This window comes from Bradyrhizobium sp. USDA 3315, assembly GCF_054056795.1.
Window position 1 is genome coordinate 8373633 of record NZ_JBSRYP010000001.1, and the last position, 24236, is coordinate 8397868.

The following is a 24236-nucleotide window of genomic DNA, read 5'->3' on the forward strand; positions in this document are numbered from 1 at the left end:
TGGCGTTATCCCCCGTACGTGCGCGGGAGGACACCTTCATCAACGAGCGTCAGCATCCGGGGCAGACAGACCCGCCTTGCGTCGTAATTGTCCCGCACGAAGCTGCGCGCCTTCATCCGCATCTTCTTGAAGGCCTTGGGCCGTGACAGCACCGAGACTACCTGATCCGACAGCACATCAATATCAAAAAACGGCACCAGCAGGCCGTTGCCGTCCGAGATGATATCGCGAAGCGGGGCGGTGTCGGATGCCACCACCGCACATCCCGCGCTCATGGCCTCCAGCAGCGACCAGGACAGCACGAAGGGATAGGTCAGATAGACGTGCACCGAGGAAATCTGCAGCAGCTCGAGATACGGTTCCCGAGGAATCCGGCCGAGGAAATGCACCCGGCGCAGGTCGATGTCCGACTTGATTTCGTCGAGGAACATCGACTTCCAGCTCGAGCCCTTGGGTGGATTCGCCCCGTAGGATGTCCCGCTGCCGCCGACGATCACGACCTGCGCATTCGGCCGCGCGGCGAGGATCCTCGGCAGGGACCGCATGAAGATATGGAATCCGCGCACCGGCTCGAGGTTGCGCGAGACGTAGGTGATCACTTCGTCGTCCGCCGACAGCGTCGCGCCGTTCGGAAGCTGAAACCGCGCGACGGGATTGGGCTTCACCTCGTCGGTGTCGACGCCCTCGTGGATCACCTCGATCTTGCTCTGAAACTCGGCGGGAAAGGTCGACCTCTGCCATGGCGTCGGCGAGACGCCCGTATCGCATTCCGTGAGCGCCAGCAGCGTGGTCGCATTCTTCAGATGGAGTGCGACGTTGCCATCGAGGCCCGTCATGGGAAACTCGGGATCGAAGCCGACGTCCCTGCCCTCGGCACCGTAGTAGAATTCGCAATAGAGGATGATCCGCGCGCGCGGAAACATCGTGCGCAGCGGCAGTGTCTCGCCCCAACCGGGATGCGCGAAGATCAGGTCAGGCACGAAGCCCTGCCCCGACAGCGACGACAGCGCGTACAGAACCTCTTCGGCACGCCGCGATTCGACATCGAAGCGCCGGGCAAACGGATGGACGACCGCGGAATCCGTCTTGGTCGTCGAATATTTGAGCAGCCGGATATCCGGCGTCGTGCTGGCGGTCGATGAACCGACGGCAACGACCCTGTTGCCCGGCTGCTCCGCGAGCGCGCGCGCAATGTGGCGGTACTGGGCCGGAAAGTTATTGTGGACGAACAGGACGTTCATTGGCGGGCGAGCGCGCCCCCCGGCCGCGCGGTCTTCGATTGGGGTCAGGGTCTGCATCATCACCGGCGGTATGTCATCGATTGGCGAGCGAAACTATCTTACCGGATTAACATTAAGACCCCTTCTATCACACAGATTTTTGGGGCACACTGCGCGAGACTTACCAATCCATTCCGTTAGGCTCGCAGGCGACAATGAACGAACAGATTCAGCAGAAAACCATTGATCTGGCACGGGGTCTCTTCCTGGTTCGATACAATGGCGCAGATGATAAGGTGTCACCTCCGGTGGTGCGCGTATACGCGGATCGCGCCAGTCTTAACAATTGTAATATCATTACCGGACCGGACGTGGTCAATGGAACCCTGTTCGCGCCCGAGACCGCGCTGGTCGTGTCGGTCGCCCGACCGAGCCGCCTGATCGTCGAGGTCACGGCGGGGCGCGTCGGCGGGTCGACCGCCGCCAATATCAAGATCGAGCCGCTGACCCAGGGACAGGCGGCTGAGCAGCAGCCGGCCAGCCAGCCATTCGACATGTTCGAGCCGGAGGCCGGCCCCGGCGAGTTGAGCGACCTCAAGCTGCTCGCGCATGTCGCGGGCCTGGGCGACGTGACCGTCGGCTCGAATGTCTGGATTGCCGGACCGTCCGCGCCGGCCCGGATCGAGGGAATTTCCCTCGAATGGCCCAACAAGCCGCGGGATCTTCAGCTGCAATATGCCGTCAAGTTCGCCAGGCCGCAGCGCGGCGACAACCAGTTCGTTCCTCTCGGAACTTTTGCCGGAACCCGGGGACGCGCATTGGCCATCACGGGGTTCTCGCTGGAAGCCTCGGGTCCCGGCGCGGATCGCTACGCCATCGCGGCTGAAACCATCTTCCTGGGGGCTCCGACCCTGCGGGTCACCGGGAACCGGATTGTGGTGTCGGGTCCTTCCGGACGGGAACCGCTGGTGGGCCTCAAGCTCAATCTCGAGGAGCGCCGGGTGCAGGCAGCCCCTCTCGCGCCCCAGCAGCCGCGGCGCGTCGAACCCGCCACTCCAATGCCGCACCAAGACGGACCCCGCCTCGAGGGACGGGTGCGCGTGTTCCGGAGCCGGCAGGGCGCCGTCAAGACGGCAGGCTGACCATGCGGGCAGATAAGGGCGCCACTTGACCGCCGACGCGCGCAGGATCGCCTTTACGTCCAAAACGCTCCACCACGTCGATCTCGAGCGGGCCGCTGTCGGGGCGCTCGAGGCGCGCGATTTCCGCCTGGCGTTCGCGCTCGCCGACCGCCGCTGCCGGATCCTGCCGCATCCGGGCGCCCGCGCCCATCTGCTGCGCGCAGAAGCGTTGTTTCATCTCGATCTCAGGGATGCGGCCATCGCCAGCGTTGCGAGGGCGCTCGAGCTCGAGCCGGACGATCTGGTCGCTGCCCGGCGAATGATGGCCTGGGGCGACGACCTTCAGCAGATCGAGGCGGCGCGAAGCGTCACGCGGCGTGATGACGATCCGGATTCGGTCAGGGGCGCCCTCCTTCTGCTCGAACAGAGCGGCCAGGACAGCTGCGCCCGCATCGACTTTCTCGACGAAGAGGTGAAGGGATGGGTGACGTGGCGCGGGCCGGACGACCCGCACCTTTCGCTGGCGCAGGCGGATCAATCCAGCACGATCCAGCTTCCCGCCGATCCACGCCACAGATTCGCGCGTGACGGGCGACAGGCTGCGAGCTTCCGTCTGATCCGGCCCGCGTCCGCGACCTCGCAGCGCCTGCAGATCACGCAGGCGGACCGGGTGATCGCAAGTGTTCAACTCCCGGCCAACCGCGTTCCGGATCACCGGGCCGCACCGCGCCGGCCGGCTCGCCTTCGAAACGGCGAACCTCCTCCGCTCACCATCATCATCCCGGTATACCGGGATCTGGCCGCAACGCGAGCCTGCATCGACAGCGCGTTGAATGCGCTCGCCTGCACGCCGGGCTCGACCATCGTCGTCGTGGATGATGCGTCGCCCGAGCCCGACATCAAGCGCCTGCTCAATGAGCTCGCCGCCGAATTCCGCATCAGGCTCCTGACCAACGAGCACAATCTTGGCTTTGTCGGCGCGGTCAACCGGGCGCTCGGCGAGACCGGCGCCGGCGACGTCGTGCTGCTGAACTCGGACACGATCGTGCCGAAATACGCGCTGCAACGCCTGCGCAGCGCCGTGCAAGCGACGCCGCGGGTAGGCACGGCGACCCCGCTGTCGAACAACGGCGAATACACCAGCTTTCCAGTCCCGAACCGGTCAAATCCCCTGCCCCCGCCCGGCGAAATCGAATTGCTGGACGAACTTGCAGGCAGGGCAAATTCCGGGATTGCGATCGACATCCCCAACGGCATCGGGTTCTGCCTCTACATTACCCGCGAATGCCTCGACGCCGTGTGCGAGCTCTCCGACGACTTCTATCGCGGCTATCTCGAAGACGTCGACTTCTGCCTGCGCGCAGCGGAGGCCGGCTTCCGCAACGTGTGCATTCCTTCGGTTTTCGTCGGGCACGAGGGCTCGCGCTCGTTTCTGGGCGAGAAGCGTTCGCTCGTGATGCGAAATCTTCGCGTTCTCGAACACCGTTACCGGCGCTATGCGACGGACTGCGCCGCATTCCTGCTTGCCGATCCACTCCGCGATTGCCGCGCCGCGCTTGAGCTCAAGCTGCTCACGAACCAGCAGGTCGCCGCCGGCCCATCCGTCATCCTCTGCGGCTCGTTCGCCGGCCGCGCAATTGCCATCAGGCGCTGCCGGCAGTTGGCGGCAGAGGATCAGCACGGTGTGATCGTGCAGATCCGCTCCGAGGGACAACGCCAGCTGGCTGCGATGTTCGATCCGGATGGCGGAGCGCCGCAGTCGATCGTACTCGACGTTGCGACGCCTGAGGGCCGCGAAGCTCTTCTGAAGTCTCTCGCCGATCTCGGAATCCGATCGCTCGAGATCGCAGAGCCGAACCGCATTCCCGGCGCATGTCTGGCGCAGCTCACGCAACACTTTGCCTACGACCTCCTGATCACCGACACCGCGCTTGCAACGCGCGCGGCGGTTGGATCAGGCGTTCATCCGGACTGGGCAAGCCTGGTCGCCGGGGCGCGGCGCGTGACTGCGATCGATGACCACGGCGCGGCCTTTTCGGAAGGGGTTCTCGGCCTGCAAGCCGTGAGGCTGAGCGACCCGCCCGCGCCGCCGGCGCTGTATCCCGCCGTGAGCGGCCCCGCGCGTCTCGGCCTGCTGGTCCTGCACGCCAACGCCGCGGAATTTCGCTTCATACGAGCGTTGAGCGATCAACTGGCCGACGCCGACGAAGACGTCGAGATCATCGTGCTGGGAAGTACCCTCGACGATCTCAAGCTGATGCAGCGCACGAATGTCATCGTCACCGGCGATATTGTCGTCGACGACGTCGCCACGCTCATCGAAGGTCACGGCATCACGAAATTGGTTCTCGACATCGGCGAACCATCGTTTGGCCATCCGTTGGTGGACGCGCTGCTGGCAACCGGCCTGCCGATCGCCGCGACGGAATGGAGCCCGACGCCTCCGGGGCGCGGCCGAAGCACGGACCTGCAGCTGCAGCCAGGCTTTGATGCCGATGCAACGATTGCTGCCGTACGCGACTGGGCGGTCGATGACGTCCTGCTACAACCCGATCGGAGGAGCGGTCGACACCGGCGGCAGGTTGGCACGCGGCTTCCATGATCGCGGCGGCCATGCAAGCGAGGAGAACGGCGTCGAATCCAGCCCCAGCAGTGGGCTGTAATAGGGATCGTCGAGCAGCACCTCGCCCCATTTCGCGCGCAGGATCGACAGCTCGCGCCTGAAGCGTGCCCTGCGATCCGGCGCGGAATCGCGACCGCGGCTTGCCGACTCCAGATGAACGAGTTTCGCGTCCGGCGTGAACACGATCCGCTTTCCGAGCTGGCGCAGCTTCAGGCACAAATCGATATCGTTGAAGCTGATCGGAAAGCGGATCTCGTCCATGCCGCCGACGGCCACGAAATCGCGCTTGCGCATCAGGAGGCACGCCCCCGTCACCGCCGAACATTCGTGCGCCACCTGAAGCAAATCGCCATAGCCGGGATCACCATCCATCCGGTCGTTGAAGGCGTGCGCGGCCGAGAAATTGGCTCCCAGCACCACTCCGCCGTGCTGCACGACGCTGCTCGGCCAGAGCAGCTTTGCACCGACGGCTCCGACGTCGGGAGCCGCGAGCCGCCACAGCATCTCCGCCAACCAACTGTCGTCGAGCGCCTCGACGTCATTGTTGAGAAAGCAGATGTTCTCCGTATCGACGCAAGCGACGGCGGCGTTGTTGATGAATGCGAAGTTGAAGGGCCCCTCGACCGAGATCACGTCGATTTCCTGCGCCGACAGGCTGTCCAGATAGTCCAGCGTTTCCGGCTCGGTCGAGCTGTTGTCGACGACAAGGATCCGGGCGTTCGTCTCATTTGCCGCCGGCATGACCGTCTCGATGCATCGCTTGAGCAGCTCGGCGCGATTTCTGGTCGGGATGATGATGGTGGTGCGCTCGCTCCAATCGACGGCGCGCTTGACCTGAACGGCCGGAAGAAGACCCGCTTTCCGAGGCTCGACATTGGCCTCGATGCCGGCTCTGGCAAAATACGCCTTGCTCGCGGCGACCAGTTCGGAGGTTGCGGCCGATGCATCAATCCGCGGCAATGCCGCAACCGATCCCGGAAGATGATAGGTTCGATCCGGCTCCGCGCAGCAAAGGAAGATGTCGTAGAGCGACGTCGCCGATAGCAGCGCTTCCACGGCAGGCTCCCGACGCACCGCAAAACAATACGCCCCATAGCCCTGCTCGAGCGCGCGTTCGAGATCGAATGCGGAGAACGCCAGCGGCCAGACAGCGCCGGCGCCTGCAGCAACTTCGACGTCGCCATAGACCATATCGCAGCCGGGTTCGGACGCGAAGAGATCGGCGAAGCGCTGCAAGGCGTCTTCCGCGAGGATCGTTCCGCTCAGACAAAACACAAAGAACGCACTGCCGGCGGCATCGCCGTCGACAAACTCGCGCGCTGCCATCGGATCGAATTGACTGAACGCTCGCGCCGGCAGGGACACCGCCGACCAGGCGGAGTGCCGTTGGGCTTCGAGGCTTTCGATGCTCTCGTCCACCCTGACATCGCCGATCAGGACGACTGCCGCCTCGGATGCAACGTCAGACTGTTCAGATTGTGTCGTCGGCGAGAAGCGCTCTTTCCAGCCGCGATAGGCGTGAAACGGCATCGAGGCCGGCAACACTCGGTCGAACAGCTCTCCACGAAGCCGCTCGCTATCCCAGCGCCCGAGATCCGCGAGCGTTTGCTCCAATCCGCGATCGAAAGCGACGAAGGAAATCGGCTCCGAGATCAGGCTCCGTCCCGAAATCGTCCGCGCAGATAGTCCACGCATGCGACCGTCCGCAAAATGCTCGGGCAGATGAAAATCGATCCGGCGGCCGACGCCGAACTCGCCGCCCCGCGCAACGTTGGTCCACCCGGTCGGCTTCACGGTCATCACCGGGCGTTGCGCGATCAGGATTTCGATGTCCTCGTCGATGTCCTGAGCAAGCCAGCCTTCGAAGCGCAGACCTCCGACCCACTCGATATCGCCGATCCGGTGCCATCGCGCTTCCGGCGCAGCGACATCGCAGCGAATCGGAGCACCGACGGGAGTGCCGATATTTGCCAGCCTTGCCTCAATGATCCCGGCGTTCGCGCTGACCTGATCCTGCACGTTGAACGTAAAGCCAAATCGAGCGTCGCCGATCCCGGCGTCGGCAAGCTCTGTTACGAACTCGTCACACAATGATGACATGTATGGCTCGCCGTCGACGAGCAGGTCGACAGTGTAACGCCGGCCGAGATCGGCGCGATCATAGACAAACCCGGAAAACGTCGTGCGATCGGATCTGGAGAACCGCGTTTGCAACGACGCGTATTCAGCTCCTGAGGGCTTCTGCTTGCTAATCGTCTTCATGCTCATGTCCACCCTCAAACGGCAGCTCGAATGTCGGTCGATTTCAAGTTGAGAATGTGTCCATGGTGCGCCCGAGGTGACTAGCGGGCGCTCAGCTGCACTGGGGCGATCACCGTTTGCACAAAAAGCCGCCGACCTCCAACACAAACTATGCGTTATAAAACTTGGCGTTGTCGGCGCCAATTGTGCTAGTGCTAACTCCTCCTCTCCACACTGATCGACGAGCGGATTCATGAAGATTGCAATGGTTGGAACGGGATATGTAGGTCTCGTGTCCGGAGCGTGTTTTGCCGATTTCGGCCATCAGGTCGTTTGCGTCGACAAGGACGCCGGCAAGATCGAAGCCCTGAAGCGCGGCAAGATCCCGATCTACGAAACTGACCTCGATAAGCTCGTCGACACCAACGCCGCGGCCGGACGGCTGACCTTCACGACGGAGCTCGCGGGCGCCGTCGCGGACGCCGATGCCGTGTTCATCGCTGTCGGAACGCCCTCGCGGCGCGGCGACGGCCATGCTGACCTGAGCTACGTCTATGCTGCTGCCAAGGAGATCGGCGCGGCGCTCAAGAAGTTCACCGTGGTGGTGACCAAGTCGACCGTGCCCGTGGGCACCGGCGACGAGGTTGAACGCCTGATCCGCGAAACCAATCCCGACGCCGATTTCGCCGTTGCGTCGAACCCCGAATTCCTCCGCGAAGGCGCCGCAATCCAGGATTTCCGCCATCCCGACCGCATCGTCGTCGGCACCGAGGACGACCGGGCCAAGAGGGTGATGGGCGAAGTCTATCGTCCGCTCTATCTGAACCAGGCGCCGATCCTCTATACCGCGCGACGCACGGCGGAATTGATCAAATACGCCGCGAATGCCTTCCTTGCCACCAAGATCACCTTCATCAACGAGATCGCCGATCTCTCCGAGAGGGTCGGGGCGAACGTGCAGGAGGTCGCGCGCGGCATCGGGCTCGACAACCGGATTGGAACCAAGTTCCTGCATGCCGGCGCCGGCTATGGCGGCTCCTGCTTCCCGAAGGACACCCGTGCGCTGTTCAAGACCGCGCTCGACCACGACGTCCAGCTGAAAATCGTCGAGGCCACGCTGACCGCGAACGACAACCGCAAGCGCGCGATGGCGCGCAAGGTCGCCAACGTGCTCGGCGGCGAGCTGCGCGGCAAGACCATCGGCGTGCTCGGCCTGACCTTCAAGCCCGACACGGACGACATGCGCGAGGCGCCCTCGATCCCGCTGATCAACGGCCTGATCGACTTCGGCGCCAAGGTTCGTGCCTACGATCCCATTGGCATGGAGCAGGCGCGCAAGGAATTGCCTGAGATCGAGTACTGCAAGGATGCCTATGAATGCGCGCGCCAGGCCGATGCGCTGGTGATCGTGACCGAGTGGCGCCAGTTCCGCGCGCTCGATCTCAAGCGCGTCAAGCAGGAGATGAAGCATCCGGTCGTCGTCGACCTGCGCAACATCTACCGTCCGGACGAGATGGCCGCGCACGGCTTCACCTACGACAGCATCGGTCGGCCGCGCTGAGCGCTCGCGCCCGGCGACGATAGCCGCCGGCCGGTTCAATCCTTGAGCCTTGGTTCTGATCAAATCAGAACCAAGGCTCTTTTCTTGTCTGACGCGTTTTCTTCACGCGCACCGGCATCCGCTTCCGAAGCGGCCCTAAGCGTGGGCGGGCGCGCCGAGCTGGACAAACGCATCCAGTTCGCGCGCCAGCGCTTCCTGCCAGGTCGGCATCGCCACGCCGAACTGCGCCTTCAGCCGCGACAGATCCAGCCGCGAATTGCCCGGACGCATCGCCTTGGTCGGGAATTCGGCCGCTGCGATCGGAGCGATGTTCTCGACCGCCAGCGTGACCCCGCGGGACCTCAGCCCGCCGACAATGGCGGTTGCGAAGCCATGCCAGCTGGTTTCGCCGGCGCAAACGAGATTGACGACACCTCCCCGGCGCACGAGCTGATCGTGCAACGTGGTGAGGTTCGGCAGGACGATGCCGGCGACCGCACCGGCGATCGCTGATGCCGTGGTCGGCGCACCGATCTGATCGGCCACGATCCGCAGCTCCTTACGCTCGCCGGCGAGCCGCGCGATGGTGCGCAGGAAATTCGTGCCCTTTGCGGCATAAACCCATGAGGTGCGCGCGATCAGATGCGCCCCGCCCGCCGCCTGGATCGCGACATCACCGGCAAGCTTGCTGGCGCCGTAGACCGACAGCGGTTCGGTCGGGCTGTCCTCGCGCCACGGCCTGTCGCCAGAACCATTGAAGACGTAGTCCGTGGAGAAATGCACCAGCGGCACGCCGTTCGTTGCAGCCCATTTGGCGATCGCTTCAGGTCCCTTCGCGTTGACCAGGAACGCCAGCTCACGCTCGTCCTCGGCGCGATCGACGGCGGTATAGGCCGCCGGATTGATGATGAGATCGGGCTTCAGACTCTCAAGCTGGCTCGTCAGCATCTCCGGCTTCGACAGATCGAACTCCGCGATGGGCGGCGCGATGATCGTGCCGTGGCTCTCCAGCAAAGGCTTGAGCGCACTGCCAACCTGACCGCGTGTTCCCGTCAACAAGATCCGCATCAGATTTGTCCATAGGTCGGAAGGTTGCTGGCGTCGGCGAGGAGCGGCGCGTCCGCATCCTTGGCCGACAGCTGTGGCTTGTCGACGCCCCACTTGATCCCGATCGCGGGATCATTCCACCGGATCGAGAGCTCGTCCTTGGGACTGTAGAAATCATCGCATTTGTAGAAGAAGTCGGCGGTCTCCGAGAGCACCACGAAGCCGTGGGCGAAGCCGCGCGGCACCCATAATTGCCGGCGGTTCTCCTCGCTCAATTCGACCGCGACATGCTTGCCGAAATTCGGACTGCCGACGCGCACGTCGACGGCAACGTCCAGCACCTTGCCGCGCAGCACAGAGACGAGTTTGCCCTGGGTGACCGGGTTTTGCAGATGCAGCCCGCGCAGCACGCCATAGGCCGACCGGGACATGTTGTCCTGCACGAACGGACGCGTGATGCCGTGCTCGACATAACGCGGAGCCTGGTAGGTCTCGAGGAAGAAGCCGCGCTGGTCGCCGAACAGCTTCGGCTCGACGATCAGGACTTCAGGAATCTCGGTCTTGATGACGTTCATCTAACATTTGTTCCAGTTTGACGCGCTTGAAATGTTAATTTCCTTCTCATAACAAACTTGTGCAGCGCACGCTATATGTTATGTTCTGATAGTCAAATTGTGAGGGACCATGAAAGGCATTATCCTTGCCGGTGGCACCGGCTCGCGCCTCTATCCGGTGACGACAGTCGTCTCCAAGCAACTGCTGCCCGTGTTCGACAAGCCGATGATCTACTATCCGCTGTCGACGCTGATGCTGGGCGGAATCCGCGATATCCTGATCATTTCCACGCCGCAGGACAAGCCGCTGTTCCAGCGCTTGCTTGGCGATGGCAGCGAGATGGGTGTCCGGTTCGCCTATGCCACGCAGGAGACCCCGCGGGGTCTTGCCGACGCCTTCATCGTCGGACGCGACTTCATCGGTGATGACTCCGTTGCCCTTGTGTTAGGGGATAACATTTTCTATGGCCACGGCCTGCCGAGCATGCTGTCGTCCGCCTCGATCCGCAAGAAAGGCGCCACCGTGTTCGGCTATGTCGTGAACGCGCCTGAACAGTACGGCGTGATCGAGCTGGACGGCACCGGCCGGGCGCTCTCGATCGAGGAGAAGCCGAAGCGGCCGAAATCCAACGTCGCGGTCACCGGCCTCTACTTCTACGACAATGATGTGGTCGACATCGCGGCCGGCATCAGGCCATCCCCGCGCGGCGAGATCGAGATCACCGACGTCAACAAGGCCTATCTCGAACGCGGCGACCTCTATGTCGAGGTGCTCGGCCGCGGCTTTGCCTGGCTCGACACCGGCACCCATTCCTCGCTGGTCGAGGCCAGCCATTTCGTCCAGATCCTGGAGCAGCGCCAGGGCCTGCGCATCGCCTGCCCCGAGGAGATCGCGCTGCGCCAGGGCTACATCTCGCTCGAGGCGTTCGCGAGGGTCGCACAGAAGACCGCCAAGAGCAGCTACGGCGAGTACCTGCTGTCGGTCTACCGCTCATTCCACGGCGAGCCGCGCGCGGCGGAGGTATTCAAACATGCGGTTTAAGGGATCGACGATCTTCGTCACCGGCGGCGCCGGCTTCATCGGCTCCGCCGTGGTCCGCCACCTGCTGCGCGACACCCACGCCCGCGTCGTCAACATCGACAAGCTGACCTATGCGGCAAACCTGGCCTCGCTGCCCCGTGCCGCCGAAAGCCTGAATTACACCTTCGAGAAGGCCTGCATCTGCGAGGCGCAGAACCTGCGCCGGCTGTTCGAGAAATATCAGCCCGATGCTGTGATGAACCTTGCCGCGGAAAGCCATGTCGACCGCTCGATCGACGGCCCCGGCGAATTCATCCAGACCAACATCGTCGGCACCTTCACGATCCTGCAGGAGACGCTGCGCCACTGGCGTTCGCTCTCGCCCGAGAAGCGCGACCGGTTCCGCTTCCTGCATATCTCGACCGACGAGGTGTTCGGTTCGCTCGGCGACGAAGGGCTGTTCACCGAGACCACGGCATATGCGCCGAACTCGCCCTATTCGGCCAGCAAGGCATCGTCCGATCACCTGGTGCGGGCCTGGCGCGAGACCTACGAGCTGCCGACCCTGGTGACCAACTGCTCCAACAATTACGGCCCCTATCACTTCCCCGAAAAGCTGATCCCGCACATGATCATCAAGGGGCTCGCCGGCGAGCCACTGCCGGTCTATGGCGACGGCAAGAACATCCGCGACTGGCTGTTCGTCGAGGATCACGCCAAGGCGCTGACGCTGGTGCTGGAGCGCGGCGAGGTCGGCGAGACCTACAATGTCGGCGGCCGCAACGAGCGCACCAACCTGCACGTGGTCGAGAGCATCTGCGACCTGCTCGACGAGGTCGTGCCGGCCGCGGCAGGCCCGCGCCGCCAGCTGATCAATTTCGTCGCCGACCGGCCCGGCCACGACCGCCGCTATGCCATCGACGCCACCAAGCTCGAAACCGAGCTCGGCTGGCGCGCCGAGGAGAATTTCGAGACCGGCATCGCCAAGACCGTGCGCTGGTATGTCGACGAGCAACCCTGGTGGCGCGCCATCCTGGAGGGCGGCTACAAGGTGGAGCGCGTCGGCCTGAACCAGTAGTCGCCGATCTTTCCAATCACCGGCGTGGATGGCCAACAGGACGTCGAGAAGCGCGATGACGACTCAACCAGATACCATCGCTGCTTGACGAGCCGCGACCGCCTTCCGACGGTGGATTGGCAGCCACCCGCCAGACAACAACTCGAGAAACCACGGAATCCCGTCATGAACATCGCAATGGACGGTCAGGAACTGACACTGTTCAAAAGTTTCGTGGACCTCTCGACGCGGTATCTGGAATTTGGCTCGGGAGGAAGCACTTGGCTGGCCTGTCAAACCAAGAAGGAGTGGGTCATTTCCATTGATTCCTCCGCGGAATGGCTCGCCAACGTTGCCGACGCCACGGGCGACGCGAGCACCAAGCCTTTGCTGCTGCACGTCGATATCGGCAAGCTGCGCGAGTGGGGTTATCCCGTGGAAAAGGACAAGGAGCGCTCGTGGCCCGAGTATCACGAACGTGTCTGGGAGCGTCCGGAAAGCAAGACCGCCGACCTGTATTTCGTTGACGGCCGGTTTCGCGTGGCTTGCTTCGTACAGTGCGTGCTTCACGCCGCACCGGGAGCCTTCATCGCAATTCACGACTTCGAGAATCGTCCCCACTACCATTCGGTGCGGACGGTCGCTCGCGAAATCGCGCGCGCCAACAACATGTCGATCTTCCAAAGGCCGGCAGAGATTGATCTCGTCGCCGCACAGCAGTTGCTTGCGAAATACCGGCTGGAACCGCTGTAGCCGATCGCTGCGGCCAGAGTAGCCGATCGCGGCGATCAAGAATCACTTCAAGCACACGATCGGGCGCGCCGCCTGGCGCGCCCTCCTCCAGCGAGGACATCGCTGTTCCCTTGAATTCAGCAGCCCTGAATCAGTTTCTTCAGCTCCGGAAGAAACCTCTGGATCGTGGCGTCTTCGACATCGTTGCGATCGCGCAACGTGAAGAATTCCATTGCGCGGATCTTTTCAGGATCTCCATCGCCGAGCGGCCTGCCCCGCTCACGCTTCTTCAGCAATTGCTGCCGCGACTTCGTGTAGTAGTGATTGATCACGAGCTTGTTCCGCTTCGGAGCAGTGCAGCGCCCGCCGATCGGGAAGACAGGCGTGCCGTCCTCGTGAACGTAGCAACCCAAGACAAGCGATTGATGGGGATGCAGATAGGACACGATGGTGTCAGGCCGCACGATTGACTTCATGATGAAATGATCCGGGAAATCGTCCGGAGCACGACGCGTGAAAGATTCGATGCACAGACCGGCCGGCCTCGCGTCGTGACCGTTCGACCCGAAGTTCAACCAATGCACCGCCACCGCCGGCGCCGGCCCGAGCTCGGTCAAGACGTCCTTGATGTTGCCGGCCTGCGTCGGAAACAGATACTCATCGGCATCGATGAAGGCGCACCATTCGGCACAATTGCGGTAGCTGTCGATCGCATGCGAGAACGCGCGCATCTGGCCGAATTCCCCTTCCACGAAATGATAGGTGATCATTTCGGGCCACGGGAAGGACTCGATCACGGCACGAGTATCATCAGTGCTGCCGTTGTCGTAGAGGTAGAAGTGATCAACGCCGACCAGTTTGTGGAAGTGTAGCCATTCCAGCAGATCGTCGCCTTCGTTCTTGATGGCGCACACCACCGCCAAGCCGTGCTTCTTGCGATCGACCCCGGCGTAGAGCTTCTTGGCCTCCATCACGCGCAGGAGGCCGGCAAACTCTCGCCGCAGATTTTCACTTTTCGGGGCCGCAATGAGCGCGGCAAGATAGACATCCTGCGCTTCATGGGCGGACCCCATATTGAGGGCCGCGATTGCCAGGCGATGCAACACCCGCGAGTCGGATGGCATCTGCTTGACGAGGTCGAGAAGGATTCCACGCGCTCCGGCGAAATCGCATGCCTGCACAAGCGCCGCCGCCTTTGCAAACTGGAATTCCTTGTAATCACCGAATTGCTGCTCCAACTGCTTGACCGATTGGATCAGCTCGTCGGGCTTCGGATTTGCGATCCGCCCGGAAAAGAAATCTCTAAGCCTTGTCTCGATCTCACTTGCTGGAAGCGTATCGAGATTCACGCCTGAGCTGAAACTAGACAATGCTGGAATTTCCATGTCCAACCTGAGCCGCTCCACGAGATCAACAAGCTATTAACATTGGTTCGCACCACGAATTCCCTATTAGCGCACATATCCTACAAGAATAAGGCTATAACACGCAGTGCTCACAATTAACTCTTGTAAGGTTATTTCGAGGAAAATCAATACAATAGAGCAAGGGGCTCGACGTCATTTGCACGAAAACCGCGTCACGGGACCGGAACGATCGGAGATCGCCGATGGACGACGGGAATGAAGCAGTCCGCCAGTCGTTCGGGCTTACAAGAACGATGCTTTTGACATCGTTATCCGCAAGCCTCCCGCCCGGCGCGTTCAGCTTTTTGAGTTCCAGCACCCTGCGGCGGCTGCGGCACGCTCCAGACCTCTCGTCGGCGCAATTCGATCGGACGCCAGGCTCCCAGCCGACGAAGCGACGAAGCAATCGCTCGGTCTCCATCCCAATCAAGGCCCCGTTCCGATTGTGTCGGAACGGACAAGACTAGCCTTGCATTGCTCGATCAGCGCCAGCGAACCGGCCGGGTCCGATCGTTCGACTCCACCGTCCGGTGTTCTACATGATAGGGCGCGTAGATCTGCTTCACCCAATAGTTGAAGTTCGGGTGCAGCTTCACGAAGTCATAGAATGAATCGCCGAAATTCGACGGACTGAGGCAGGTCTTGTTCTGAGGCCGTGACGCGATTGCATTCAGGCAATACGACATCATGCAAGCCTTTGTCTCGCTCTCTGCCACCTTGCTCAGACTTCGGAAACTGTTGGTTGAATGAAGTCGGTACAGATAGCGGTCGGTTTCGAGATAGGTCGGCTCGACCTTGGTTACCGCGCGCAACGCAAAGTCCCAGTCATGGCAGTATTTGAGATCGGCAAGCCAACCCACCTGCCGCAGCAGTTCACGGCTGAAGACAAAGTTTCCGGTCGATGCCGCGATCTGAGAATCCAGAAATGTCCATGACAACGGCGCACCTGCGATCTGGGCCCGATCGATCGCATAGCGCAGGCGCGTTGGAAACTGGAAGTTGCTGATCGACTTTCCATGTTCGTCGATTGGCTCAACCGCCGAGAAGCCGAAGAACAGCCGATCATTGGCATGCTTATCCGCGAACAGCCGAACCCGATCCTTGGAAAAGGCATCGTCCGAATTCAAAAGGAAAATCATGTCGCCGTTCGTCAGCGATAATGCCCTGTTCCAGGTGTAGTGGGCGCCAAGATTTTGAGGGTTCTTGAGCAGCTTGCAGGAAACAAAGCGCTTTCCGAACGACCTCCTCTTGATGACCCTCTGCGCGACTTCAAAACTCTTGTCCGGCGAATTGTCGTCTACGATGACGAGCTCGATGTCGGCAAACGTCTGTTGATAGACAGTCTCAAGGCATTCCTCGAGATACTGCTCATGCTTGTAGCACGCGATGACAACACTTGCGAGCATCGGTGGCGACCTCAACGTCTCACGATGATCGAATGGCGAGACCGCACGAGTGCACTAGTCCCGTCGCCGACCTCCAGAACCGCGAGTTGATATTCACCATCCGGCAAATCTCGAATCGAGAAGGACAGCTGGAAACCGAAATAGCAGTCCTTGCTCTCGGCCTTCATATACTCCTTCACGTCCACGCGCTCGTGCCAATCTACGATCAGACAATAGCCGCCGTTTGCTGCGCCATCCGGAGTAAGCCCCGACAAGACCAGGAATCCCGTTCTCTGTCGGCTGGCCTCAAAGGCGTTGCCCGCGCAAATCCATCCCCGCACCAATATCTCATAGCGCGGATCGACAATCACCCGTTCGCCGGTTTGAGAATTGATGTTCTCGATCACCAGCAACGAACCTGCCGGATTACCGGACGCGCCTTCTGCCTCCACTGGCGTGCCGCTTCTTACGCGCTGCACCCCCGAATGGGTCAGGCCCGACCGGTGCAGGCTTGCGAGCACTTCGACATGCGTCGAGGCTTCTTTTACCGCCCACTCAAGCTCCTGCCTACTCAGGCAATCCAGCAAATCAGGGCTATTTCGAATCTGGGCCGAAATGGGCTCAGCCGAAGCGACCCTTCGCACGACCTCGAGAAACGCCCGTCCATGGCGCGAATCCGGCTCGAGATGCGCACCTTCCGCCCACTCGTTCCAGGAATTGATAAACACCAATGATTCGGAAAAGCTGTTGCCCTTGGCACGCAGGGTTGCATCGCGAAGCCAAACCTCAAACGCTTCCGGACTGGACCTGGTAAAGACGTGACCGCGCGGCCCCTTGCGAGGCGTATTGTCCCAACGCGGCATCACCGCAGGAAAGAACGGGAAGTCGTAGGTCTTGCCGATCGACGATCGCATGGCGTCGACATAGTCGTACACCTTTCCGGCGAAGGTCGGCGGCGCATCGACTTCGGTCGGCGGCACCTCCCTTGTCGAGACCGTGTGGGGAGGAAACTCGATTGCCGCGTCGCAATTGACGTCGCGCGGATCGAACTCTCCGAACGTCATCGCATTGCAAATGAGAAGCTCGCCGATTCCGAGTTCTCTGGCTCGCTCGCGCCAAATCTCGAACAAGCGCTGCTTGTCCGGCAACAATGACGGCCTGTAGATGATGATGACCTTTCGACCGTCGACAGTTATGTAGCGCTCATCGAGCAGCAGGTCGGCCATGTCGTCGATAAAGCGGACATCGTCGTCCAGGGAGTGGTTTTGTCCCAACAGAAGCTCAGCGTCCGAGCCGTCCCACCGACGAGACCAATTCTCGTTTGCCCAGCAAATGCAGAAAGGCAGGTTCGGCTCGCCGTCCTCGAGCAGCAGCTGAAGCGGCTTTTCCAATAACCTTCGGCCTTGGAACCAATAGACGTAGTAGCAAAATCCATCGATGCCGTACTGGCGCGCCAGCTCGCCCTGCTGACGACGCGTTTCCGGCAGCCGGACGTCATAGAATCCAAGATCGGCCGGCAACCATGGGGACTCGTGTGCCGGAAACTGGGCACGCATGCGCGCGACGTTGGTCCACTCGGTAAACCCTGGCCCCCACCACCTGTCATTTTCATCAAATGAATGGAATTGCGGGAGGTAGAAGCAAATGTAGCGCACCTCCTTGGGAGGCGCGTCCGCCAGTCCAGCAACGATCCTGTTGTTGCTCGGAAACAACAGGTCGTCGTAGTCCGCGGTCGAGAACCCCAGCGCGACGATCAATTCGCCTGGCGTATAGTTCTCGAACAGGGGTATTTCGTAGTACTCGCCATCATTCAGGCTGATACGCAGATAGATCTGCGCACGCTTAGGCTCCACAAGCGCGTTTCTCAGGGCGCGCGCCAAGCGACGGCGCACTCCCGACGCGGATAGATCGATACGAAATCCGGGACGTCCGATCACGCTCCGCGGACCTACGCGGGCCGGCATAGATCGGCCTGTCCGTCCCTCCTCGACACAGTGGGAACCGACAAAAAGCGCGATCGAAACGGTTGAAGCGGGCGACTGGGCATCGACAATCCAACCCGAAATCCCACGCCCCGAATACTCCAGTATCGCGCCGCGCAGACGCGATCCTGACTGGAGATCGCCTACGTCGGGATCCAGGAACAGGCTCTGCGGATGGTCGTCCTGCTGAACCGGACTGGCAACGGGCAACATATCCTTTGTATCCCTGACGCTCCGTTCGACCATCTTGTTCATTGCCACTCAATCTCCTGCCAACGCTCAGCGCCGGGTCCAGTTTCTCTTTCCCGGTCGCGCGGAAGTTCGATCCCGAGATCACGCTGCCTGACATGCCCGGATCGTGACCTCTTGATCCTTATCGATCATCTCCACACAACCAGAGGTACAATGAACATTTCTTCCGCGAACGCAACATTAGCGCAATCTCTCTGTCGTCGATGTGAAAACCATTGTTAGTTCTGCCTAGATTGTCACGCGGACTTGCCCGCTTCCGTGCCTTCGCGCTCAAAAACAAAGCTGTCCATCATCTCTGCCGTTGCCTGCGCGCGACGCGATGCCGCCTCCAACAATCTCAGCCAACGCTCTCGCCCATTGCCTGCAGACGACGTCGCGCGCCTTCGTTGTTCTGCTGTGCCGCTTGTCGATACCAGTACAGCGCCTGATCGCGATCCTGTGCGACGCCGTTGCCGGCGCGCAGCGCATCGCCAATTGCGAGTTGGGCTTCGATCATGCCCTGCTTCGCAGCGGCCTCGAACCATTCGGCCGCCTTCGCCGGATCGGCATCGCGGCCCTGTCCCCGGCCCAGCATCACGGCAAGGTTGTATTGCGCCGTCGTATGGCCTTGGCGCGCCGCCGCCTCGTACCACGTGACGCCGTTGGCGAGGTCCTGCTCGACGCCTTGTCCGGTGCAATACATCACCGCAAGCTTGAACTGCGCCGCAGCGTTGCCGCCGTCCGCGGCCTTGACGATCCAGCCGGCGGCGGCCTGCGGATCCTTGAGGCCGCTCTTGGGATCGGAATACAGTAGCGCCAATGTGTGCTGGGCCTCGACGTGGCCGGCGCTCGCCGCGCGTTTGAACCATTGGGCTGCGGCCGGAACGTCGACGGCGCCGCCGGATCTTCCCATGTGAAGGCCGCCCAGCTGAAATGCCGCAGCCGGATGGCCCGCCTCGGCAGCGTCGGTCAGCAGCGCACGTGCTTGCGCAAGACGCTCCGCGGACGGTTCATCCTGGATAAGAAACATCGCATAGGCCGTCTTCGCATCGGCATCGCCGCCGTCGGCCGCCTTGCTGAGCCACTCCGCCGCACGTGCTTGATCGCGCGGCACGCCGTTGCCCGCCGAGTAGAGCCGGCCGAGCTGTACGCCGGCGGCGCTAATGCCTCCTTCGGATGCGCGCTCGAACCACTTGATCGCAGCGGCGACATCGCGCGCCACGCCCCTGCCATTGAGATAGAACACCGCAATGTTGTGGGCCGCCGTGGCATGGCCGCCCTCCGCCGCACGCTCGAACCATTTCGCAGCCTGGCGAATGCTGGGCGGAACGCCGGTGCCGGTGGCATAGAAGCGTCCGGTCAGGAACTGCGCCTGCGTATCGCCGCGCTCGGCCGCCTTCTCGTACCAATATGCCGCCTCGCGCAGATCCGGCTCGGCGGCAGTTCCGAGCGCATAGAACTCAGCCAGCGCCTGGATCGCCGGCAGGTAGTCCTTCCGCGCCGCCTTGCGCAATGCGGTCTCGGCCCTGTCGAGATCCTTGACAGCCCCTTTGCCGCTCAACCGCAGCAGTGCAATGTTGTAGAGCGCGATCGTATCGTCATGGGCAGCGGCGCTCTGGAACAGTCGCGCGGCTTCCTCGACATTTTGGGGAAGCCCGGTGCCCTTGAGGCACATGAAAGCGAGCGCAACCTGTGCGCGCACATGTCCCTGTTCCGCGGCCTTGTGATACCAGATCGCGGCCTGCGCGAAATCGACGGGAACGCCCCGCCCCTGATAATACACATCGCCAAGCGCGAACTCACCGGCCGCCGCCTTCTGCTCGGCCGCGGCCTCGTACCAGCGCAGGGCGGCAGCGTGATCTTTCGTGCAGCCTTGCCCGTTGGCGTACATATCGCCAAGGATCGCTTGCGCCTCCGCTTTGCCGGCCTCCGCCGCCACCGATAACCAGAGGAACGCGGCGTCGATATCCCTGGGCACGCCGATTCCGTTCGGGAAAACCAGATCGTGGAGGTTGACTGCCTTGTCGCCCAGACGCGCCGCAGTGGATTGCCGCCACATCTCTGGCCTGTTCGGTCCAACCGTGGCGTTGACGCCGTTGAAGTAGATCAAGCCAAGCTGGAATTGGGCTTCGGTATGTCCCTTCAGGGCGGCGCGTTCGTACCACGCGACCGCATCCGGAAGGCTGCCGATAACACCCTCGTTCCGCGCATAGAGCAACCCGATCCGGTAATCCGCCTCCGGATCGCCGGCTTGCGAGGCGAGCCGCCAAAACCGCAACGCCTCGAGATATTGCTGGTTCTCGTACGCCTCCAGCCCCCGTTCAAACGGCTTCGAGTCTGAACGGGACGAGCCGGGGCGCAGCAAGTCGAGAAGGGAACGCGTCGATACCGTCATGGCTCGCGCATTGCTTCTTTTGCGCTGCGCAGCATGCCGCCGAGCAGATACATCGCCACCGAGCGGGTGCCGACATTGACATCACCCTGCAGCGTCATGCCGGGGATGAGGCGGAAGGTCTTCGGAACATCCTTGAAGTTGGTCTGGTCGACCGAACACCGCGCCTTATAGAAGGCGTCGACAGGCTTTCCATCATCGTCGTTCGTGAAGGCGCCTTCGCTGATCCAGCGAATCTTGCCTTCGGCCGTACCGTGCTCCGCCGCGTTGAACGCATCGACCTTCATCGTGCAGGGGTCGTTGGGCCGGACGAAGCCGACGTCGCGCGACAGGATCTGGATCTCCGCCTCGAGCCGCGTCTTGAGCGGCATCAGCGTGATGAAGGGATCACCCGGCTTCAGCACGGACCCGACCGAGAGCTTGGCGAGGGTCAAGACGACCGATGGCTCGGCAGCCGTCCACCGCACAAGGTCCTGATGCTTCATCGCCTTGTCATACTGTGAGCGGGCCGTATCAAGGTTGTTGCGCGTCGTGACCAGATCCTGGCTCAGCTGCGCGTTCCACTGCTCGGTGAAGGCGTTGCGATCCGCCTTCAAGGAATCCAGCTGGTGCTGCGCTTCAAGCAAAGTGTTGTGCGTGTTGTCGATCTGACGCAACAGCTCCAGGCGCGTGTCCTGCGACAGATACAGGTTCAGCTTGGACCCGCTGCCGCTTTCGGCGAGCGTCGAGCGCATGTCCTCGATCTTGCCGGCGATCTCGGCACGCTGACTGTACCGCTCGTCGTCCTTCTTCGACTTCTGGATCGTCGCTTCGGTTTGGCTGATCTTGGAATCGTAGCTGTTCACCTGTGCGTGGTACTGCGCGACGCGCTGGTCGTAGAGCGCCTTTTGCAAGGAGTTGTACCTGGTGACATCAGGATCGTTGGATTGGCCGTACGACAACGGCTTTCCGGACAATTCGGCCTCGTCCCGGGCGACCTGCGCCTCAAGGCTCGCAACCTGCAGCTTGTACTGCGTGACATCGGCAGCCGTGAACGTCGAGTCCAGAGTCGCGAGCAATTGTCCCGTCTCAACCTGCTGACCTTCCCGAACATCGATCGTCTTGATGATGGACGCGTCCAAAGCCTGCAGGACGTTGATCTGATCGACGGGAACGATCTTGCCGCCCACGCTCGTGATCACGCGATCGACGCGCGTGAAGCACATGATCGCCACGACGGCGGCGAGGAACCCCACCAGGACGAACAGCGTTGCGCGGGCCAGCAACGGCTCGGCGGCCTCGCGGATCGCATCGGTCTCGGACTGGAACTGGCGAACGGTCGCGAGCGAAGCTTGATTAGGAGACAAGGGTCGGACTCCTGAAATTCTTTTCATTGCGGCCCGCCGGCGCAAGGTGAGTGTTCTGCTGGTACCAGAGCGAGCTGTAGATGTCGTTCCGTTCAAGAAGTTCCTCATGACGACCGATATCGTCGACGACGCCGCGGTTGAGAACGAGGATCGCGTCGGCCTTCGTCAGCGACGACAGACGGTGCGAGATGATGATCAGCGTGCGGCCATGGGCAATCCGCGAAATATTCGCGTTCACGATCGTCTCGCTCTCCGCATCGAGCGCGCTGGTCGCTTCGTCCAGGATCAGAATCGGCGGATTGACGATCAGCGCTCTCGCGATCGCGAGGCGCTGGCGCTGGCCTCCGGAAAGATTCGTGGATCCCTCGTAGATATAGGTCTCATAGCCTCGCGGCAGCTTGTCGATGAATTCCTCGGCACCGGCCAATCGCGCCGCCCTGACGATGTCATCGAAGGTCGCATCGGGCTTTGCGGCCGCAATATTCTCGCGGATCGTGCCGCTGAACAGGAAGTTCTCCTGCAGCACGACGCCGACGTTGCGCCGGAGATGGTCGACGTCGTATTCGCGGACATCGATACCGTCGACCTTGATCAGTCCGCCATAGTCGGAGTGCAGGCGTTGCAATAGCCGCGTGATCGTGGTCTTGCCCGAGCCGCTCTTGCCCATCACGCCCAGCGTCGTACCGAGCGGAATCTCGAAGGAAATATTGTTGAGCGCCGGCGACACCGCGCCCTTGTACTTGAACGTGACGCCGGAGAATTCGACCAGCCCCTTCAGCGGGACCCTCACCCCATGGCCGGAGCGTCCCTCCTCGGCCGGCTGATTCACCAGCCTGCCGACGATCGTGACCGCGGTGCGCGCCTCGTCATATTGGTTGATGAGCTGGGCCATCTGCATCAGGGGGCCGGCAACGCGCTGCGACAGCATCAGAAAGGCAAACAGCGCGCCAACATAGACCGGATCGCCACTCGACACGGCCATGTAGACGCCGAACGCATAGGGAGCACTCACCGCCAGCCGCTCCAACGGCTTCACCAGCGTCTGGATGGCGGTTCCGGTCATGCCTTCCGCAAGCCGCGCCTTGGCGACGCGCGCCACCAGCACGTCCCACATGTGGCGCTGGCGCGCATCGAGCGCCAGCGATTTGATGGTCCGCATGCCGTTCAGGCTCTGGATCAGAAACGCTCCCTGTGCCCCTTCGGCCGCCAGGGTTGCCGAGGACTTCTTCCGATAGGCGGGCAGCATCACGATCAGCCAGGTCACGATCATCGCAGCAAAGGCAAGAACCATCAGCGTCATGAGCGGGCTGAAGAAGAACATGACGGGCAGGAAGAAGAACAGCGTCGTCGAATCGAGAATGGTCCCGAACAACTGCCCGGTCAGAAAGCCGCGAATTCGAAATACTTCGCGGATATCCCGGGAAATCAGGCCGACGGGATTCTGCTCGAAGTAGTCGATCGGCAGATTGAGCACCTTCTCGAACACGTAGGTCGACAGTTTGACGTCGAGGCGTGCCGTCAAACGCTGAACCAGATACTGCCGCAGGAACGAGAATGCCGCCTCGAACACGATGACCACGAGCATCGCAGTACACAGCACATAGAACGTGTTGTAGGCCTTGTAGAAGATAACCTTGTCCGAGAGCAGCCGCCAGAACATGATCGGTGCCAGGCCCATGAAGCCCAGGATCAGCGCCGCAATCGCGACGTCGCGCAGGATGCGCCGTTCGCGGAACAACAATGCGGTGACAAAGCCGAAGCTGAACGGCTGCGTCTCGTCGGAAATCTCATAGTCGCGCTTGGCCATGACGACGTCGCCCGACCAGATGTCCTCAAAGCGCGGCTGATCGATGACGAGCAGCGCGTCCTCGCTCGCGTTCGGATCCTGCAGGACCACCCGGGAGCTGTTCTCGTCGCCTTCGAGGCGCAGCAGCACCATGTGGCTGCCGTCGCGCAGCCGAACGATGGCCGGCAGCGCCCTCTTGAGATGGCTCAGACCCTTCCAGTCCAGCGTGACGGCCTTTGCCGTCATGCCCGAGGAATTCGCACACTTCAAAAGCTCGGCCAGCGTGACTTCCTGATCGCCCAGGAGGTTGTCGTGGATCAGCTGGGACGGGGTCAGATGCAAGCCATGCTGCCTTGCCACGATGACGAGACAAGCGAGGCCCGAAGGTGGCAGCGCCTCCACCGAAGGTGCGCCGACGAGCGAGAGGTGTTTGGTCATGGATGCCTCGAAGTTTCGACTGCGCAAGGTCCGGTCCCAGCGAGATATAACGTATCACTGTTAGTTCGCTAACGCAGCATTTTCAGCGCGTCACCCGAAAAGATATGTTTCACG

16 protein-coding genes are annotated in these 24236 nt (G+C 61.9%); 6 read left to right on the top strand and 10 right to left on the bottom strand.

Annotated features, from left to right (window positions below; translation table 11 throughout):
* Positions 1 to 5 precede the first annotated feature (5 nt).
* The gene (locus tag ACVIYL_RS39280) at positions 6 to 1241 is read right to left on the bottom strand and encodes a glycosyltransferase family 4 protein (RefSeq protein WP_456781088.1); all 1236 of its coding nucleotides are present in this window, start codon (positions 1239 to 1241) and stop codon (positions 6 to 8) included.
* 194 nt (positions 1242 to 1435) lie between these two features.
* On the opposite strand from ACVIYL_RS39280, the gene ACVIYL_RS39285 reads away from it, so the two are divergent.
* Both ACVIYL_RS39285 and ACVIYL_RS39290 read left to right on the top strand, forming a co-directional pair.
* A complete protein-coding gene (locus tag ACVIYL_RS39285) occupies positions 1436 to 2362 on the top strand; it encodes a hypothetical protein (protein ID WP_225641897.1) in 927 nt (308 codons plus the stop codon).
* Between the two features lie 301 nt (positions 2363 to 2663).
* The gene (locus tag ACVIYL_RS39290) at positions 2664 to 4943 is read left to right on the top strand and encodes a glycosyltransferase family 2 protein (protein WP_456781939.1); all 2280 of its coding nucleotides are present in this window, start codon (positions 2664 to 2666) and stop codon (positions 4941 to 4943) included.
* On the opposite strand, the gene ACVIYL_RS39295 is transcribed toward ACVIYL_RS39290, so the two are convergent.
* Positions 4884 to 7226 (bottom strand): glycosyltransferase family 2 protein, encoded by a 2343-nt coding sequence (locus ACVIYL_RS39295; RefSeq protein WP_253609492.1) that lies wholly within the window; start codon positions 7224 to 7226, stop codon positions 4884 to 4886. The two genes, ACVIYL_RS39290 and ACVIYL_RS39295, sit on opposite strands and share 60 nt — an antisense overlap.
* A 232-nt stretch (positions 7227 to 7458) precedes the next feature.
* On the opposite strand from ACVIYL_RS39295, the gene ACVIYL_RS39300 reads away from it, so the two are divergent.
* On the top strand, positions 7459 to 8766 hold the full coding sequence (locus ACVIYL_RS39300) for a UDP-glucose dehydrogenase family protein (protein ID WP_456781089.1): 1308 nt from the start codon (positions 7459 to 7461) through the stop codon (positions 8764 to 8766).
* Between the two features lie 135 nt (positions 8767 to 8901).
* Here ACVIYL_RS39300 and rfbD read toward each other — a convergent pair whose 3' ends face one another.
* Complete coding sequence (rfbD, locus tag ACVIYL_RS39305; protein WP_456781090.1) at positions 8902 to 9813, bottom strand: dTDP-4-dehydrorhamnose reductase; 912 nt, start codon at positions 9811 to 9813, stop codon at positions 8902 to 8904.
* On the bottom strand, positions 9813 to 10367 hold the full coding sequence (gene rfbC / locus ACVIYL_RS39310; RefSeq protein WP_456781091.1) for a dTDP-4-dehydrorhamnose 3,5-epimerase: 555 nt from the start codon (positions 10365 to 10367) through the stop codon (positions 9813 to 9815). Before rfbC ends, rfbD begins: the two co-directional genes overlap by 1 nt.
* A 109-nt stretch (positions 10368 to 10476) precedes the next feature.
* On the opposite strand from rfbC, the gene rfbA reads away from it, so the two are divergent.
* The 3 genes from rfbA (at position 10477) to ACVIYL_RS39325 (ending at position 13177) form a co-directional block, all read left to right on the top strand.
* Positions 10477 to 11388 carry a glucose-1-phosphate thymidylyltransferase RfbA gene (gene rfbA / locus ACVIYL_RS39315; RefSeq protein ID WP_018270712.1) on the top strand — a complete coding sequence of 304 codons (912 nt, stop codon included), beginning with the start codon at positions 10477 to 10479 and terminating at the stop codon, positions 11386 to 11388.
* Positions 11378 to 12445, top strand: coding sequence for a dTDP-glucose 4,6-dehydratase (gene rfbB / locus ACVIYL_RS39320; protein ID WP_057020236.1), 1068 nt, complete (start codon positions 11378 to 11380; stop codon positions 12443 to 12445). The genes rfbA and rfbB overlap by 11 nt, the downstream gene beginning before the upstream one ends.
* A 165-nt stretch (positions 12446 to 12610) precedes the next feature.
* Positions 12611 to 13177, top strand: coding sequence for a hypothetical protein (locus ACVIYL_RS39325; RefSeq protein WP_225161215.1), 567 nt, complete (start codon positions 12611 to 12613; stop codon positions 13175 to 13177).
* Between the two features lie 116 nt (positions 13178 to 13293).
* Here ACVIYL_RS39325 and ACVIYL_RS39330 read toward each other — a convergent pair whose 3' ends face one another.
* From ACVIYL_RS39330 to ACVIYL_RS39355, 6 genes are all read right to left on the bottom strand, one after another.
* The gene (locus ACVIYL_RS39330) at positions 13294 to 14541 is read right to left on the bottom strand and encodes a glycosyltransferase family 92 protein (RefSeq protein ID WP_456781940.1); all 1248 of its coding nucleotides are present in this window, start codon (positions 14539 to 14541) and stop codon (positions 13294 to 13296) included.
* 503 nt (positions 14542 to 15044) lie between these two features.
* Positions 15045 to 15968: a glycosyltransferase family 2 protein gene (locus ACVIYL_RS39335; protein ID WP_456781092.1), complete on the bottom strand. Its 924-nt coding sequence runs from the start codon at positions 15966 to 15968 to the stop codon at positions 15045 to 15047.
* A gap of 11 nt (positions 15969 to 15979) precedes the next feature.
* The gene (locus ACVIYL_RS39340; protein ID WP_456781093.1) at positions 15980 to 18184 is read right to left on the bottom strand and encodes a glycosyltransferase WbsX family protein; all 2205 of its coding nucleotides are present in this window, start codon (positions 18182 to 18184) and stop codon (positions 15980 to 15982) included.
* Between the two features lie 334 nt (positions 18185 to 18518).
* On the bottom strand, positions 18519 to 20555 hold the full coding sequence (locus tag ACVIYL_RS39345; RefSeq protein ID WP_456781094.1) for a tetratricopeptide repeat protein: 2037 nt from the start codon (positions 20553 to 20555) through the stop codon (positions 18519 to 18521).
* Positions 20552 to 21898: an HlyD family type I secretion periplasmic adaptor subunit gene (locus ACVIYL_RS39350; RefSeq protein WP_456781941.1), complete on the bottom strand. Its 1347-nt coding sequence runs from the start codon at positions 21896 to 21898 to the stop codon at positions 20552 to 20554. The genes ACVIYL_RS39345 and ACVIYL_RS39350 overlap by 4 nt, the downstream gene beginning before the upstream one ends.
* Entirely contained in the window at positions 21888 to 24122 is a 2235-nt protein-coding gene (locus ACVIYL_RS39355; RefSeq protein WP_057020230.1) for a peptidase domain-containing ABC transporter, read from the bottom strand. The genes ACVIYL_RS39350 and ACVIYL_RS39355 overlap by 11 nt, the downstream gene beginning before the upstream one ends.
* Positions 24123 to 24236: the final 114 nt, after the last annotated feature.